18 protein-coding genes are annotated in these 15,444 nt (G+C 71.6%); 3 read left to right on the top strand and 15 right to left on the bottom strand.

Annotated features, from left to right (window positions below):
- Positions 1-103: 103 nt before the first annotated feature.
- The 11 genes from ACSU6L_RS01035 to ACSU6L_RS01085 all read right to left on the bottom strand — a co-directional run bounded on the left by ACSU6L_RS01035 (position 104) and on the right by ACSU6L_RS01085 (position 7,019).
- A complete protein-coding gene (locus ACSU6L_RS01035) occupies positions 104-1,225 on the bottom strand; it encodes an amidinotransferase (RefSeq protein ID WP_437052560.1) in 1,122 nt (373 codons plus the stop codon).
- 186 nt (positions 1,226-1,411) lie between these two features.
- Entirely contained in the window at positions 1,412-1,828 is a 417-nt protein-coding gene (locus tag ACSU6L_RS01040) for a gas vesicle protein K (RefSeq protein ID WP_437052562.1), read from the bottom strand.
- A complete protein-coding gene (locus tag ACSU6L_RS01045) occupies positions 1,812-2,081 on the bottom strand; it encodes a gas vesicle protein (RefSeq protein WP_365517586.1) in 270 nt (89 codons plus the stop codon). The genes ACSU6L_RS01040 and ACSU6L_RS01045 overlap by 17 nt, the downstream gene beginning before the upstream one ends.
- Positions 2,081-2,899 carry a GvpL/GvpF family gas vesicle protein gene (locus ACSU6L_RS01050; protein WP_437052565.1) on the bottom strand — a complete coding sequence of 273 codons (819 nt, stop codon included), beginning with the start codon at positions 2,897-2,899 and terminating at the stop codon, positions 2,081-2,083. Before ACSU6L_RS01050 ends, ACSU6L_RS01045 begins: the two co-directional genes overlap by 1 nt.
- A complete protein-coding gene (locus ACSU6L_RS01055; protein ID WP_437052567.1) occupies positions 2,896-3,396 on the bottom strand; it encodes a gas vesicle protein in 501 nt (166 codons plus the stop codon). The genes ACSU6L_RS01050 and ACSU6L_RS01055 overlap by 4 nt, the downstream gene beginning before the upstream one ends.
- Complete coding sequence (locus ACSU6L_RS01060; protein WP_437052569.1) at positions 3,393-4,637, bottom strand: SRPBCC family protein; 1,245 nt, start codon at positions 4,635-4,637, stop codon at positions 3,393-3,395. Before ACSU6L_RS01060 ends, ACSU6L_RS01055 begins: the two co-directional genes overlap by 4 nt.
- Positions 4,630-5,127 carry an ABC transporter substrate-binding protein gene (locus ACSU6L_RS01065; RefSeq protein WP_437052571.1) on the bottom strand — a complete coding sequence of 166 codons (498 nt, stop codon included), beginning with the start codon at positions 5,125-5,127 and terminating at the stop codon, positions 4,630-4,632. The genes ACSU6L_RS01060 and ACSU6L_RS01065 overlap by 8 nt, the downstream gene beginning before the upstream one ends.
- A 58-nt stretch (positions 5,128-5,185) precedes the next feature.
- A complete protein-coding gene (locus ACSU6L_RS01070) occupies positions 5,186-5,440 on the bottom strand; it encodes a gas vesicle protein GvpG (RefSeq protein ID WP_437052573.1) in 255 nt (84 codons plus the stop codon).
- A gap of 41 nt (positions 5,441-5,481) precedes the next feature.
- Positions 5,482-6,195 carry a GvpL/GvpF family gas vesicle protein gene (locus ACSU6L_RS01075; protein ID WP_437052575.1) on the bottom strand — a complete coding sequence of 238 codons (714 nt, stop codon included), beginning with the start codon at positions 6,193-6,195 and terminating at the stop codon, positions 5,482-5,484.
- 7 nt (positions 6,196-6,202) lie between these two features.
- Positions 6,203-6,649 carry a gas vesicle structural protein GvpA gene (locus tag ACSU6L_RS01080; protein WP_437052577.1) on the bottom strand — a complete coding sequence of 149 codons (447 nt, stop codon included), beginning with the start codon at positions 6,647-6,649 and terminating at the stop codon, positions 6,203-6,205.
- A gap of 34 nt (positions 6,650-6,683) precedes the next feature.
- Positions 6,684-7,019, bottom strand: a complete 336-nt coding sequence (locus ACSU6L_RS01085; RefSeq protein WP_437052579.1) for a gas vesicle protein — start codon at positions 7,017-7,019, stop codon at positions 6,684-6,686.
- A 274-nt stretch (positions 7,020-7,293) separates the two neighbouring features.
- On the opposite strand from ACSU6L_RS01085, the gene ACSU6L_RS01090 reads away from it, so the two are divergent.
- Both ACSU6L_RS01090 and ACSU6L_RS01095 read left to right on the top strand, forming a co-directional pair.
- Positions 7,294-9,570 (top strand): catalase, encoded by a 2,277-nt coding sequence (locus ACSU6L_RS01090; protein WP_437052581.1) that lies wholly within the window; start codon positions 7,294-7,296, stop codon positions 9,568-9,570.
- A gap of 92 nt (positions 9,571-9,662) precedes the next feature.
- On the top strand, positions 9,663-9,848 hold the full coding sequence (locus ACSU6L_RS01095) for a hypothetical protein (protein ID WP_437052583.1): 186 nt from the start codon (positions 9,663-9,665) through the stop codon (positions 9,846-9,848).
- Between the two features lie 86 nt (positions 9,849-9,934).
- Here ACSU6L_RS01095 and ACSU6L_RS01100 read toward each other — a convergent pair whose 3' ends face one another.
- Positions 9,935-10,474: a hypothetical protein gene (locus ACSU6L_RS01100; protein ID WP_437052585.1), complete on the bottom strand. Its 540-nt coding sequence runs from the start codon at positions 10,472-10,474 to the stop codon at positions 9,935-9,937.
- A gap of 234 nt (positions 10,475-10,708) precedes the next feature.
- A complete protein-coding gene (locus ACSU6L_RS01105; protein ID WP_437052587.1) occupies positions 10,709-11,182 on the bottom strand; it encodes a DUF3093 domain-containing protein in 474 nt (157 codons plus the stop codon).
- Positions 11,183-11,337: 155 nt separating this feature from the next.
- On the opposite strand from ACSU6L_RS01105, the gene ACSU6L_RS01110 reads away from it, so the two are divergent.
- On the top strand, positions 11,338-13,029 hold the full coding sequence (locus tag ACSU6L_RS01110; protein ID WP_437052589.1) for a hypothetical protein: 1,692 nt from the start codon (positions 11,338-11,340) through the stop codon (positions 13,027-13,029).
- A 16-nt stretch (positions 13,030-13,045) separates the two neighbouring features.
- On the opposite strand, the gene ACSU6L_RS01115 is transcribed toward ACSU6L_RS01110, so the two are convergent.
- Both ACSU6L_RS01115 and ACSU6L_RS01120 read right to left on the bottom strand, forming a co-directional pair.
- Positions 13,046-13,480 carry a hypothetical protein gene (locus ACSU6L_RS01115; RefSeq protein ID WP_437052591.1) on the bottom strand — a complete coding sequence of 145 codons (435 nt, stop codon included), beginning with the start codon at positions 13,478-13,480 and terminating at the stop codon, positions 13,046-13,048.
- A gap of 18 nt (positions 13,481-13,498) precedes the next feature.
- On the bottom strand, positions 13,499-15,427 hold the full coding sequence (locus tag ACSU6L_RS01120; RefSeq protein ID WP_437052593.1) for a flavin-containing monooxygenase: 1,929 nt from the start codon (positions 15,425-15,427) through the stop codon (positions 13,499-13,501).
- Positions 15,428-15,444 lie beyond the last annotated feature (17 nt).

The following is a 15,444-nucleotide window of genomic DNA, read 5'->3' on the forward strand; positions in this document are numbered from 1 at the left end:
CCCGGACGATCACGACGATCTTCTCCGGGGCACCCTACGCTCGGCCGGGACGAAGATCGAGGCTGGGGCGGCCCCGAAAGTGATCCGCCGTGCGGCCGACCGCTCAGGGGAAGTACGACTGGAGCGTGCCCCGGCGCCGGATGTCGAGGGTGGCGCAGTGGAACGAGCCGCCGAACGCCGCGTAGTGCAGCAGGTCGCAGGGGATCGGCTCGAAGCCCCATTTCTCCAGCGCGCGCAGCATGCCGGTGTGATGCCGCTCCGCGATGACCCGCGTTTCGTCGATCATGAGCACGTTCATGCTGAGCCACCGGCCGCACATGGAGGTGACCTTGAGCAGGCGGTCCTTGATGGGCTCCGGCTCCGGGGCGACCAGGACGTCCCACGAGTCCAGGATCCCGGGCAGGCGGTCGGCGTCCACGTACTCCGGGTTGATCAGCACCTTGCCGGGGGCGAGCGGCACGAACGTCGTGTCGATGTGCATGGGTGTGCGGCAGCGGCTGTCGATCTGGTGGATGCGGTAGGCGGGCCCGAGATGGCGGCGCAGCCACTCGATGCCCATCCGGTTGGTGACGTTGCTCCGCGTGACGAACAGATCGCGTCCCGCCCGTACGAAGTCCGCCGCGTCGAACACCGGCTCGAACTCGGTGAGGATGTAGCGCATCGGCTCGCCGTCCCGGGGGATGCGGAACCCCTCCTCGAACAGCGCGTCGGTCAGCTGCGGCTTCGGCGCCGACGTCCAGCGCGCCCCGCGCCGGAAGTAGTCCTTGAGGATCGGGCGGTACGAGTGGGTCTCGAAGTACCGGCACGGCCAGGCCATCGGGGTCTCGATGATCTCGTCGCCGATCACGAGCATGCTGTCGCGCGGGCAGGTGTTGCAGAAGCCGCGCGACGACCAGTCGGGCGTGCTGAAACGCTGCCGGTGGTCGACGGGGTCCGGGCGCCTGACGGTGACGCCTAGCGACCGCAGCAGGGCGATGAACTGGTCCAGCTCCTCCTGGGCGCGTTCGATCATCGCGCGCGGGTACCGGCGGCCGGCGGCGAGCCCCTGCACGCGGGCCGCCCACGGCGGCATGTTGCAGGCGACGACCGGATGGCTGGAGGGGATGGTCGCGCCGTCGAGACGGCCGACGACGATCTCCTCCAGCGGGTCCCACTCGTTGTGGGAGTTGACCGGTGAGACCAGCGGCTCGACGAGGTCGGCGGTCGTGACCGAGGGCGCCGCCATCACACGCGCCCTTCGGTCCGGGCGTGGGCACCGCAGATCGCCGCCACCACCGCCGTCGCCGTCGCTGTCGCTGTCGCTGTCGCCGTCAGAACGCCGGAACTCCGTACCAGTGCCATGCCCAACCGCCCCAGATCACACGAAATCATGATTGAGTGTAATCACTACTTCACGCAGAGTGAAGCACCGTCAGGTGAAACCTCCCTCGTCGGAAGGGAGGAGGGGCCCCAGCGGGCCGAGGTCGAGGTTGAGGTCTTCGAGAGTGAGGCCGTAGCGGTCGCACAGTTCGGTCATCCGGTCGTGGAGAAGCATCAGGGTCAGGCCCAGCCGCTCCTCCTGTTCCTCGGTCAGGTCGCCCTGGTCGACCCGGTGGAGGGCCTGCCGTTCCATCAACTGGCGCAGCAGCTCGACGAGGGTGAGGACCAGTCTGACGAGGTCCCGTTCCACCGTGTCGGGGTCGGCGTGCAGCCGTCGCAGGGCGGGCTGGCCGGCGGCCGGCGGCGTGATGTCGTCCGGCCGGGCGGGCAGCAGCGAGAACGCGCGGTTCGCGGCCTCGGTCACCTGCCGCAGCCGGTCGGCGCGCGGACGGTCAGCCGGACTCGTCATGGCCGCCTTCGTCGAGTTCCGGGGACGCCCGGGGAGGCAGGACCGGCGCCCACTGCTCCGCCAGCTGAGCCCGGACGGAGACCAGCACCGCGCGCAGCGAGATCCGCACCAGGTCGATGTCGGCGATCGACAGCACGACGTCGCCGGTGATCACCACCCCGCCGCTGAGCAGCCGGTCGAGGAGATCGATCAGCGCGACCTGCCGCCCGCTGATCGGGCGGTCGTCGTCACGGTGGGCCGGGTGCTCCGTCATCACCGCCGCGCTCCCTCCGGCAGCGTGGTGAAGGAGTACGGCGCCCAGGGGCCGGTGACCTCCACCCGTACGCCGGGCAGGCCGTCGGCAGCGTGCCGCATCCGTTCGCGGAACTCCTCGGCGAGCCGGCGCGGGACGAGATAGGCGTCGTTGGCGACGTTCCGGCCGGGCCCCTCGGCCAGGTCGCCCTGCTGCGGACGGTGCCGGGCGCGGTCCACCGCCAGTCCGCGGGCCTGCTCCTCCGTCCGCCGCACGGCGTCCTCGGCGGCCCGCCACACGTCCTCGCGGCTTTGGTACTGCTGCCTGCGGCGCCGCAGGTACGCGCGTCCGGAGTCCGGCTCGTCGGCGGATCCGCCGGGGGGGCCGTGGCCGCCGGGCGCCGGCGACGGGGCGGCCTGGGCGGGCGCGGCCTCGGCGTACACCTTCACGCCCCATTCGAGGTGCCCTTCCAGCCGGTCCAGCAGCGCGGTGAAGGTCTGCTCCCGGTCGCTCAGCATCTCCTCGACGCGGGCGTCGTCGCGGTACACGGTGGCCAGCCGCAGCGGGAGGACCGTGGTGTGCGCGGCCAGCGTGTCGACGACGAGGTGGTGCGCCCGGGCCGTCGCCTCGAGCCAGTCCAGGTCCTCCAGGCGCGATCTCAGGGCGGCCTCGGAGAACTCGTCGCCGGGCACCGTGCTGACGGCGCCGGCCACCGCACGGGCGTCGACCACCGTCACCGGCGCCCCGGCCACCCCGCGGACCCCGGCCAGTGCCGTACGCGCCGACGCCGTGGCCGAGGCGGGGACGACGGCGTAGACGTAGCTCAGCTGACCGCTCACGGCTCTCGGTCCCGCCCCTCTTCGGCGCTCCGCTTGCGCCGGGGGCGCCGCGGCTCGGCGCCGGGCTCCCGCTCCGCATCACGGGAGCGGCGGGTGCCGCTCGATCCGCGCGGCGGCAGCTCGGCCCGGGTATCCGACTCCTCGACGCGTTTGCGCAGCTGCCTGACCTCGGCGCGCAGCTGCTCGTTCTGCTCCTCGAGGCTGTTCCGCTCCTCGATGGTGGGCCGGTTGTCCGCGCGTGAGGACAGCGCGGGGTCGTGCTCCCACCAGTCGATGCCGATCTCCTTGGCCTTGTCCACCGAGGCCACGAGGAGGCGGAGTTTGATGGTCAGCAGCTCGATGTCGAGCAGGTTGACCTTGATGTCGCCGACGATCACGATGCCCTTGTCGAGCACCCGTTCAAGGATGTCGGCGAGGTTCGCGCCGGAGCCGGACTGCTGGCCGTACGGTGCGAGGGACCGGGAGGGCGGGAAGCCGGCGGAGTCGGGCTGGGTCACGACTCACTCGGCCTGTCGTCGCGAAGGTCGTCCCGGTCCCGGTCGTCGTCTTCTTCGTCTTCCTCTTCCTCGTCCTCCTCGTCCCAGTCGTCCTCCTCGTCGGACGCGTAGTCCTTGTCGGAGGCGGCCGACCGCTCCTCGCCCTCGTCGTCGTACTCCTCCTCTTCGTCCTCTTCGTCCTCGTCCCGCTCCTCAGGTTCCTCCTCCTCGTCCCGCCCCTCGGGCTCCTCTTCCTCCTCTTCCTCCTCGTCCCGCCCCTCAGGCTCCTCTTCCTTCCCTTCACCCTCGTCCCGCCCCTCGGGCTTCTCCTCCGCTTCCTTCCGTTCCTCCTCTTCGACCTCCTCGGGTGTGCGCACGACCTCGCCTTCGCGGATCTCGCCGCGCCAGCCCCCGGTGGCCTCGCCGCGCATCATCACGAAGGTGCGGTAGAGCTTCAGATCGAGGCGTGTGCGGCGGCCCTGGGCCCGTACCAGGCCGCCGATCCGCTCGACAGGTCCCTTGGGGTAGTACCGCAGGACGAGGAGCACCTTGGTGAGGTTCTCGCCGATCGGGTGGAAGGTGACGACGCCCTTGGTGGTGGCCTTCTGGCCCTCCGACGTCCAGGCGATCCGCTCGTCGGGCACCTGCTCGGTGATCGTGCCCCGCCAGTCGCGTTTCGCCTTGGCGACCTTCACATGCCACTGCGTGGTGGTGTCGTCCGTCTGCTCCACCCCGACCACGCCCTTGGCGAACCGTCCGAACTCCTGGAACTGCGTCCACTGGTCGTACGCCTCGCGCACGGGGACACCCACGTCGATGTCCTCGATGATGGTCAGGCCCTTCCCCGCCGCGTCCGGGGTCCTGTCCCCCGCCCCGCCGCCCTTGAGGCCTTCGAGACCCTGGCGTCCGACGTCCTTGGCCTTGTCCACCACGGCGTCCTTGGCGTGGACGGCGGTGCTCTTGGCGAGCGAGGTCAGCACTCCCCCTTTGGACGGCATGTGGCCCTGGAGCAGCTTGCCGCCGCCCCGGGCCGCCGCGCCGACCAGCCCTCGCGGGCCGATGTGCGCCTCGCCCAGCCGGCGTGCGCCCTCCCCCATCCGGCGGCCCACACCCTCCAGCATCAGCTGGACCCGGGCCTCGACGTAGCTCTGCAGTTCCTCCTTCAGCCGGTCCGTGCCCTGCGGCTGCTGCCGCGCCTTGCCACCTGCCTTGTCCGGCTTGCCCGCCGCCGAGCCGCGTCCCTTCATGGCCTGCTCAGCCATCGTCCGGCCTCCTCGACTTTGAGGTGCCGCGGCGCGGACGGCTGCGGGCGGAAGACGCCTTCTTCGTGCCGTCGTCACCCTCGTCAGTCCCCTCGGTCTCGTCGGTACCGCCGGTCTCCTCGGTGTCGGCAGCCTCCTCGGCCTCCTCGGCCTCGTCCTCGGCCTCTTCCTCGTCGGTGTCCTGGTCCTCTGCCGCGTGTGCCTTGTCCCGCAGTCCGGTCGTGCGTGCGTGCAGGGCGTCGGCCAGGTTGTCGGCCTTCGCCGTCAGCACCGAGGTCGCCGCCGCCTTCCCCGCGCCCGCCAGTTCCGTCCGCACCTGCTTGGTGAGGGTGTCGACGAAGGGGGAATCCTGGAGCATCTTGCCGACCTGCGCCGGATTGATCCGCGAGCCTGCCAGCATCGAGCCCAGGCCGATCGCGAGCTTGCCCTTCTTCGTCCGGCCCAGCACATAGCCACCCAGGAGGGCCGCGCCGATCTTGGCGTTCTTCATGACCTTCTTCTTTCCTCGCCTCGCGGACCGCGGTTCGCGGGTACGTGCGTCACGGCCCTCACTGCCCGCCACGTTGCAGGTGGTAGGCCCTGATCTCCTGCAGGCGGTCCAGCAGCGCCTGCTCCTGCACCGCGAACTCCTCCTCGTCCAACCCGCCCTCCTCCCGCGCCCGCTCCAGGTTTATGAGGGCCTCCTGGACGGGGGCCGGGTCGTAGTACTCGTCCTCGGCTGCCTTGACCACCTTGTCGAGCACCCAGCCGATGCCCCTCACGGGGGCGAACGGCAGCAGGAACACCTCTCCGACCAGTCCCATATCGCCTCCTCGTGCCGTCCGGGTGCCGTTCGGTGCCCGGCTCAGACGAAGCTGTACGGCGGCAGCGGCCCCCGCAGCCGGATCTCCACGCCCTCGCCGTAGCGCTCGGCCAGGTCGCGGCAGGCCTGGCTGAACTCCTCCGCCTGTTCGTCGTCGACCAGGAAGGAGGCGTTCACGAAGTACTGCTTGGACGGCGGCGAGACCTTCTCCGACAGCGCGAGGGGCCGCAGTGCGGCCAGGACCTCCTCGGCCAGGGCCTCGTCGCGGGCCTGCAGGCCCTGGGCCACCAGCTCCCCGAGGGCCAGCCGGTCGTCGTAGGTCCCGCTGCCGTCGCGGGTGCGCTCGTTCAGCTCCCGGGCCTGGGCGTTCTCCTCCAGGACGGCACGCAGCGCGGCGTCCTCGTCCTCAAGGCCCTTGACGTTGAACTCCGCCCGCCCGGTGAGCTCGTCCAGCCGCTGCGCCAAGGCGTCGGCCCGCTCCTCCAGCAGGGCGCTCACGGCGTCCTCGCTCTGGGCGACGAACCCGAAACCCAGGGGCAGGACGGGGCCGTCGGCCCACAGGCGTTCCGCGACACCGTGGTGCGCCATCAGGTCGTGGCGACCGACCGAAAGGGACTCGCCCGCCTCGCTGACGACGGCGCACACGGGGTCGCCACGGATGACACGGAGTTCGGCGGGCGGCTCGCCCACGCCCTCGGCACCGTCCAGTCGCAGCGGGTGCGATGCCTTGGTGATCGCGTACACGTACACGGCCATCGCCCGCTCACTCCTCCTCGTCCCGCGCGGGACGGCGCTCCTTCGCGGGGCGGCGGCCGGAGCCGCGCTCCTCGGGCTCCTTCTCGTGCCGCCCCTTGGTGAGCGACTCGGTGACCGCCTCGACGGCGCCGGTCAGCGCCCCCTTGCTCTTGCCGCGGGCCCCTCCCTCGACGGTGCCCTCCACGACATCGGTCAGCTGAGCCGGAGCCTTGCGGCCCGCCTCGAGGTCGAGCCGGTTGCATGCCTCGGCGAAGCGCAGATAGGTGTCGACGCTGGCGACGACGACCCGTGCGTCGATCTTCGCGATCTCGATACCCACCAGGGACACCCGCACGAAGGCGTCGATCACCAGGCCCCGGTCGAGGACGAGTTCGAGCACGTCGTAGAGATTTCCCCCGCCGCCGCCACCCGCGGCTCCGGCAACACCACTGTTGCCCTGGGGCATCACAGTCACGGTGTCTTCCCTTCCAGCGAAGGGGTGAACCGATCTAACGCCGCCCGTCCGTCCGGTCGATCTGCGAACGCGTGTAACGGCGTCCGCGCTCGTATGCCAGCAGCTGTCCGGCGGGGTCCAGTTCCACTCGGTAGCTGGCCATCACGCTGGTCGTCGCGGGAATGCGTTCCAGCTCCACGACCTCTACGTCGGCTTCCCAGCCCCGCTCGGTCGGCTTCAGCGACGAGACGGACTCCGGTGCCCTGCCCAACAACTCGCTGAGCTGGGCGATCGCACTGCGCATCGCCTCCGGGGCGGACACGCGTTCCTCGGCGGACTCATGCTGTGACGGGGGACGAGCCTTGTTCGGCTCACGGTCGCTCGTGATCATTCACCTTCTCGGTCGTACTCCCATCATCGACCCTCGCCTGTGACCCACGCCACTCCTGCACCGCGCGATGTCCGAGGAGGAGCCCGGTCGCCCGGCGGTGCCGACCCGGTCGCGGGCCTGGCGCGGGGCGGCGACGCTGGGACGGCACGGGCGGGCAGGCGCCGCGCCCCGGTTTCGCACCCGGTGATCCGCCCGGGCCTGGGTACCCGCTGCGCGCCCCCCGCGCGGGGCGGTACCAGCGGTGAAGACGACATGAGCCCAAGGAGCAGGACGTATGAGCGAGGCCAATCCCCTGAAGCGGGTAGCCCACAAGGTCGCCGACAGCTTGCAGGGCGACGGCGGACCGGCCGAAGGGATCCCCGGCAAGCCGGGGGCCGAGTCGCCGTCGGTCGCCGAACCGACCGAGCCGAGGGAGCCGCTGCCGCCCAAACCCGACCAGAGCGGCCCGGAGACCGTGTCGCCGACCGGTCAGCCCACCGGCGCCGACCAGGCCCGGATGGCCCAGTCCGGCGCCTATCTCACGACCGCCCAGGGCGCCCGGTTGTACGACACGGACCACTCGCTCAAGGCGGGACCGCGCGGACCGGTGCTGCTGCAGGACCATCACCTGCGCGAGAAGGTGATGCACTTCGACCACGAGCGGATCCCGGAGCGCGTGGTGCACGCCCGGGGCGCGGCGGCGCACGGGGTGTTCCAGAGCTACGGCACGGCGGCCTCCGTGTCCAAGGCCGCGTTCCTCGCGAAGGACGTGGAGACGCCGGTGTTCGTACGTTTCTCCACGGTGCTGGGGTCGCGCGGGTCGGCCGACACCGTGCGCGACACCCGGGGTTTCGCGACGAAGTTCTACACCAGCGAGGGCGTCTTCGACCTGGTCGGGAACAACATCCCGGTCTTCTTCATCCAGGACGCGATCAAGTTCCCGGACGTCATCCACGCCGGGAAGCCGCATCCGGACCGGGAGATCCCGCAGGCGCAGAGCGCGCACGACACCTTCTGGGACTTCGTCAGCCTGCACACCGAGGCCACCCACCACACCCTGTGGAACATGTCCGACCGGGGCATCCCGCGCTCGTTCCGGATGATGGAGGGCTTCGGCGTCCACACGTTCCGGCTGGTGGCCGCGGACGGCGGCACCACGCTGGTGAAGTTCCACTGGAAGCCGAAGCTCGGGGTGCACTCCCAGGTGTGGGAGGAGGCGCAGATCACGAGCGGGGTGGACCCGGACTTCCACCGGCGGGACCTGGCCGACGCCATCGAGGCGGGCGCCTATCCGCAGTGGGAGCTGGGCATCCAGACGTTCCCCGACACCCCGGAGCAGACCTTCGAGGGCATCGACCTGCTGGACCCGACGAACATCGTCCCCGAGGAGCTGGCGCCGGTGCAGCCGGTCGGGCTGCTCACCCTGAACCGCAATCCGTCGAACTTCTTCGCGGAGACCGAGCAGGTCGCCTTCCACGTCGGCCATCTGGTGCCCGGGATCGACATCACCGACGACCCGCTGCTCGCGGGCCGGCTGTTCTCCTACCTGGACACGCAGATCACCCGGCTGGGCGGCCCCAACTTCCCGCAGCTGCCGATCAACCGTACGCACGCGCCGGTCAACGACATGCAGCGGGACGGCATGCACCAGACGGCGGTCCACCGGGGCGCCGCCCCCTACCGGCCGAACTCGCTCGACGGCGGGTGTCCCTTCCTGGCCGGCGCGGACACCGGGGCGTACATCGAGACGCCGGTGCGGGTGCCGGAGTCGACGAAGGTGCGGGAGGCGCCGGAGTCGTTCGCGGACCACTTCAGCCAGCCCCGCCGGTTCTGGCTGAGCATGTCGCCGGTGGAACGGGAGCACATCATCGGCGCGTACGTCTTCGAGCTCGGCAAGTGCTACGAGCAGGCCGTCAAGGAGCGGCAGCTGCAGGTGCTCGCCAACATCGACCCGGAGCTGTGCGAGCAGGTCGCCCAGGGGCTCGGCCTGCCGGCCCCGTCGCCGACCGTGCCGCTCGCCGACGTCGCGCCCAGCCCGGCGCTGTCCCAGGTGGGTGACACGTGGCCGGTCGACGGGCGGATCGTCGGCATCGTCGCCGGCGCGGACGGCGACCTGGAGGGGGTGCGCGCGGTGCGCGAGGCGGTGCTGGAATCGGGCATGGTGCCGCTGGTCGTCGCGCCGGTCGGCGGCACCCTCGCGGCCGGCGACGGCGCGGTGACGGTGCAGCGCACGTATGTCACCGCGCGCTCGGTGGAGTTCGACGCCTTGCTGCTGGCCGGCGCCCCCGCGGTGGGCAGCGACGCGTACACCGCCCGTGACGCGAAGTCGACGCCCACCGCCGCGGAGCGGGCGACGTGCGACCCCCGGGTCCGGCTGCTGCTGGCGGAGGCGTTCCGGCACGGGAAGGCCATCGGCGCCTGGGCGGACGGCAAGGCCGCCCTCGACGCGGCGGGCGTGCCCACGGACGCGCCGGGCGTGGTCCTCGCCGACTCCCCCACCGCCGCGCTGGAGCAGGTCACCCGGCTGCTGGGCGCGCACCGGGTGTGGGAGCGGTTCTCGACGCCGGCCTGACGGGCGCTCCAGCCAAGAGGGCCGAGAGGGCCGGGAGCACAGGGCGCGGGCTGAGAGGATGGCACGGTTGATCATCGAAGGGGGACCCCGCCATGACCGTGCTCGTCCTGTCCGCCGTCCTGCTGCTCGCGATCGGGGGCTGCGCGTGTGTGGTGTGGGCGGAGCGCGGCGGCCCCCGCTGGGCACGTGTGGTGGCCCGGCTGACGGTGGGAGCGGGTGAACTGCTGAGCAAGGCGGGGCGTTCGGGCGGCAGCCGGAGCAACGGCTCGGACGACTGAGCGGTCCGCCACGCCCCCGGCACGCGGCCGTCCCCGGCGGGGACGACGCGGGCCGGGGGCGACGCGGGTCAGCCGGGCGACGCGGGTCAGCCGGGCGACGCTCCCGCGCCGCCGTTCGCGCTCAGCGCCGGCTCGTCCCTGCGGCGGGGCGGCAGATGCCGGTCCAAGGGCCCGCCATGGGCGCGCGTCAGCTCGCGCAGGGCACGGTCCAGCACACATTCCAGCAGTAACGGCGGGGTGAGGGTGCCGCTGCCGTCCGGTGGGACGAGCCAGTGCAGCGCGCCCCAGCGACAGTGCGGGGCGGGCGCGGCGATCCAGCCGCCCTCGGTCACGTACCGGACGTCGTGGCCGGCCCAGAGGGCCGCGGGCTCGGGCGGCACCAGGAATCCGACCCGATGGCCCCGGGCGTCGAGCAGGACCGGGCCGGGAGCTACCCCGGGCAGGGCTTCGAGCAGGTCGGCGGCGTACAGTCCCAGGCGTTCCGGAACGGTCAGTACGTCCCACTGCCGCCCGGCGGCCAGCAGATGGATCCCGGTGACGCCGTGCTGCCAGTCGTCCCGGCAGGCACGCGGGTCCTTCGCCGCGGCGGCCAGCCAATCCAGCGCCCTCGTCCACTCTGACAGCACGATCGCCAACCTCCCGTAGACAGCAGGATGAACACGTCGGGCGGCACTTCCGCGACGCCCGGACATGCCGACGGCGGAGTGCGACTCGTGCCGTAGTCCAGCCGAACGCGCCGCTGGAAGGCCATATGCGTGAAGTCCTGTTCGCCGGATTCAGCGAGCGCGGGCGCGCGGAGCGGAACGGCGTCCGCTGTCACGCGCCCCCGCGTACCGCCTCACAACACCGGTACGCGGTCGTCAGCCGACCTCCGTGCCGCCCCGCGCGGGCGAGCGGCGGGCGAAGCCCAGTACGGCGAGCAGGGTGGTCGGCTGCCGGGTGGACAGGTACAGGTACGGCGCGGCGCAGTCCGGGTCGTCGATCTCGATGCGCAGGGCCGTCGGGACGTAGCCGCGCAGCAGCATCAGCGCGCGTACGTCGGCCCGCCGGGTGCGCCACAGGAACGCCTCCTCGGCGTCCAGGATCTCGGCCAGGCCGAGCGAGCTGAGGGGGAAGCGCAGCGAGCCCGCGACGAGGTGTCCGCCCGTCACGACGATGCGGACGGCGCCGTAGACGCGCAGTGCCAGTGCCGCCAGGGCCGTCACCGTGACACATCCGCCGGCGGCGGTCACCGCGCCGAAGGGCAGCAGGACGGCGGCGGCCATCACACCCAGCATCGCGGCGAACCAGAACCACGACCTCGGGACGCCGAGACGTTCTTCGTACAGACGCATGCGCCCACCTTGTCAGCTCCGTCAGGCGGGCTGTTCACCGCCCACCGCGTCAGACGAGTGAGGACGCCACTACGCTGGGTGTCGGGCCCCGGCGAGGGCGCACCGTCCGTGTGCGTGCGGGCCGGGCGGCGTACGCACAGTTCGGGAGGCACCCCATGGACTACTACGACCTCGGCACTCACTCCCGTCCGGTGACGACCGCGTCCGCCGAGGCCCGGCTCTGGTTCGACCGCGGCCTGGCCTGGACGTACGGCTTCCACCACGAGGAGGCCGTCCGCTGCTACGAGACGGCCGCCGCGGCCGACCCCGACTGCGCCATGGCGTACTGGGGCATCGCCTACGCGCTCGGCCCCAACTACAACAAGCCGTGGGAGTTCTTCGACGATCAGGAACTGCCCCGAACGGTAGAGCGCGCCCATGCCGCCGTGGAGCGGGCGCACGAGAAGGCGGCCGGCGCCACGCCCGTCGAGCGTGCGCTGATCGGCGCGCTGCGCGCCCGCTATCCGCAGTCCCGGCCGGTCGAGGACTGCTCGGTGTGGAACACGCCGTACGCCGACGCCATGCGCGCCGTCTACGAGCTAGCCCCCGACGATCTGGACGTCGTCACCCTGTACGCCGACGCCCTGATGAACCTGACCCCCTGGCAACTGTGGGACCTGCGCACCGGCGAGCAGGCCGAGGGCGCGCGCACACTGGAGGCCAAGGCCGTGCTCGACCGTGCGCTCGCCACGGAGGACGGCCGCGGCCATCCGGGCGTCCTGCACATGTACACCCATCTGATGGAGATGTCCCCGACGCCGGAGGCCGCCCTGCCGGTCGCCGACCGGCTGCGCGGTCTGGTCCCGGACGCCGGTCACCTCCAGCACATGCCCTCACACCTCGAAGTGCTGTGCGGCGACTACCGGCAGGTCGTCGCGGACAACAGCCTGGCGATCGCCGCCGACGAGAAGTTCCACGAGCGTGCCGGGGCGATGAACTTCTACACGCTGTACCGGTCGCACAACTACCACTTCAAGATCTACGGGGCGATGTTCCTCGGCCAGTCCGAGACCGCCCTGCGGACGGCGGCCCAGCTGGAGGCGTCCATCCCGGAGGAGCTGCTGCGGGTGCCGAGCCCGCCCATGGCCGACTGGCTGGAAGGCTTCCTCGCCATGCGGGTGCACGTGCTGATCCGGTTCGGCCGCTGGGCCGACATCCTCGGACTGCCGCTGCCGGCGGACCGGGAGCTGTACTGCGTGACCACCGCGATGCTGCACTACGCGCGGGGCGTCGCCTTCTCCGCGACCGGCCGGATCAGCGAGGCCGAGGAGGAGCGGGAGCTGTTCCGCGCGGCGGTCGCGCGCGTCCCCGCGACGCGGATGCTGTTCAACAACACCTGCGCCGACATCCTCGCCATCGCGTCGGCCATGCTGGACGGCGAACTGGAGTACCGCAAGGGCGACTTCGACGCCGCCTTCGCCGCCCTGGAGCGGTCGATCGCCCTGGACGACGGCCTTCCCTACGACGAGCCGTGGGGCTGGATGCAGCCCACCCGGCACGCCTACGGCGCCCTGCTGCTGGAGCAGGGGCGGGTCGCCGAAGCGGAGGCCGTCTACCGGGCCGACCTCGGCCTGGACGACACTCTGCCGCGCGCCTGCCAGCACCCTGGGAACGTCTGGTCCCTGCACGGCTTCCACGAGTGCCTGCTCCGGCTGGGCAAGACGGCGGAGGCCCGGCTCGTCGCCCATCAGCTCAAGCTCGCGACCGCCCTGGCGGACGTCCCCGTCGAGTCGTCCTGCTTCTGCCGCATGGACACGGCGGCGCCGACGGGTGCGGCGGCACCGCACTGCTGCGGCGCGGACGACTGACCGCCCGGGGAGATGTCTACGCGACCCAGCAGTAGACAGCCCGGTTCCGGTGCCGGGCGCTGCCGACGAGGGCAGCCAGACCGGTCAGGAGCGCCTCGGCGATCTCGGTGTGGACGACCTCGCCGTCGGCGGCGCGCTGTTCGGCCCACGCCACCGCCGCCTCCCGCAGCCGGGAGCGCTCGGCCGCGGCGAGTGCGGCGGACAGGCGTGACGAGATCGCGAAGACGACGCTCCCGCCGTCGTCCTGCTCGGCGACGAACCGGGGCTCACCGGCGTCGACGAGTTCGTCGAAGCTGCCGCCGGCCAGCAGGCACTCCCACTCGACCACGGCCTCCTCCACGTCGAAGTTGCCGAAGGACAGCGACTCGAACGCCCGTCCCGGCCCGTGCTGAAGCGCCCCTGCCGCCGACGTGTCGTCCGGCGCCACGAAGAACTCGACGATGCTGCTCATGGTGTCGGGCGGGCCCTCTCAGCGGATGTCCAGGTCCGCGAAGTCCGCGTGGCGCAGGAAGCGCCACACCTCCCCGGCCGAGAAGGGGCACTGGGTGGCCGTGCGGTCGCGTTCGGTCCAGTAGTAGTTGCGCGCCCGGGGGTCGCTCCAGGTCTTCGTGAGGTTGCGGCGGTCGACCTGCTCGTTGAACCGCCGGTACGGCTCCTCCTTCACGGTGATCGCCTTCTTGCCGTCGAGGATCAGCCGCTCGACGCATTCGAGGGCGTGGACGGTGATGAGTTCGTGGTACGTGGGGATGTTGAGCATACTGCTGGTGTTCGGGCCGTAGATGGTCCACAGGTTCGGGAAGCCCGGCATCATGCAGCCCTTGTAGGCGCGTGCTCCGCCCTCGCTCCACAGCTCGTCCAGTGTGCGCCCGTCGCGGCCGGTGATCTTCATCGGGAAGAGGTAGTCCCCGGCGCGGAAGCCGGTCGCGTAGACGATGGCGTCCACGTCGTGCCGGGTGCCGTCGGCCGTCTCGATCCCGGTGCGGCCGATCCGGCGGATGCCGTCGGTGACGAGTGTGACGTCGTCCCGCTGGATGGCGTCGAGGACGCTGTACTCGGGGTCCACCAGGACGGGTCGCGCCGCGAGCACCGGGTGGGGCGGTGTCATCCTCGCCACGAGCGCGGGGTCGCCGAGTTTGTGCTCGAGGAAGGCGACGGCGGTGTCCCGCGCCGCCTTGTTCACGGCGCTGAGGGCGTGCGGGTCGTCGTAGTCGGGGTCGATCTCGGTGGCCGTCGCGAGCACGTTGGTCGCGTATGTGGCCCTGAACCGCGTGAAGTTGGTGTGGTACGGCATGTTCCGGTCGAGCCAGGTGACCTGGTCGGGGAAGGGCGAGCGGTAGCCGGGCACGGGGAACAGCCACTGCGGTGTGCGCTGGAAGACGGTGACGTGCCCGGCGTGCCGGGCCAGCTCCGGGACGAGCTGGTAGCCCGTGCAGCCCGTCCCGATGACGGCCACCCGTTTGCCGGCCAGGTCGGTCCCGGCCGGCCAGCGGGCGGTGTGCCAGGACGGGCCGGCGAACTCCTCGGCTCCCTCGATCCGCGGAACACTCGGCCGGTTGAGGAAGCCGACGGCGGAGATGACGGCGTTCGAGCGGAGCGTGCGCTCCCCTTGCGGGCCCGCCACGTGGATCGTCCACGTCCCGGAGTCCTCGTCCCACTCCATCGCGCGCACCTCGGTGTCGAACACGATGTCGTCGCGGACGGCGAACTCGTCGGCGACCCACTCGAAGTACTCGGCGTTCTTCTCCGCCGGGCAGAACGGGTACGGGTAGCCGAAGTCGACGCCGTAGAGGTGGGTGTACGCGCGGCTCGGGGAGTCGACGCGGCAGCCCGGGTAGCGGTTCTCCCACCAGGTGCCGCCGACACCGGAGTTCTTCTCGACGACCGTGTAGGCGATGCCCGCCCGTTTCAGCTGGACGGCCGCGTTGAGGCCGCCCATGCCCGCGCCGATGACCGTGACGTGGAAGTCCGCCAGCCGTTCGGGGGGCGGCGGGGCCTGCCAGTGCAGGGCGCGGGCCCACGGGTCGAGGGCCAGGTCCTCCAGCCACAGCCCCATGTCCTCTTCGGGGATCTCCTCGCCCGCCGCCAGGGCCAGGCTGACCGGCAGGCGCTCGGCGGGACCGGGCTCGATGTGACCGGCTCCGGCGTCGCGGTAGGCCTTGAGGAAGCGCGCCGCCTTGTGCCACAGGAGCGCGGTGTCCTCGTCACCGGCCGGGACTTTCATCTCGAGCACGCCCGCCGGCACGGTCGTGACCTTCGTCGCCGCGAGTTCGTCGTCGCCGGTCAACTGGTACAGCAGGCCCCGCAGCACCATCGGGTCGGCGTACCGGACGGCGTCCTCGATGGTCTCGTCGCTCGCGTCGAGCAACTCCTTGCGGGTCCCGCCTTCAAGCGTCGCCATGCGTCGTTCCTTCCGGC

It is taken from the genome of Streptomyces sp. enrichment culture, from assembly GCF_964272855.1.
Taxonomy (GTDB): Bacteria; Actinomycetota; Actinomycetes; order Streptomycetales; family Streptomycetaceae; genus Streptomyces.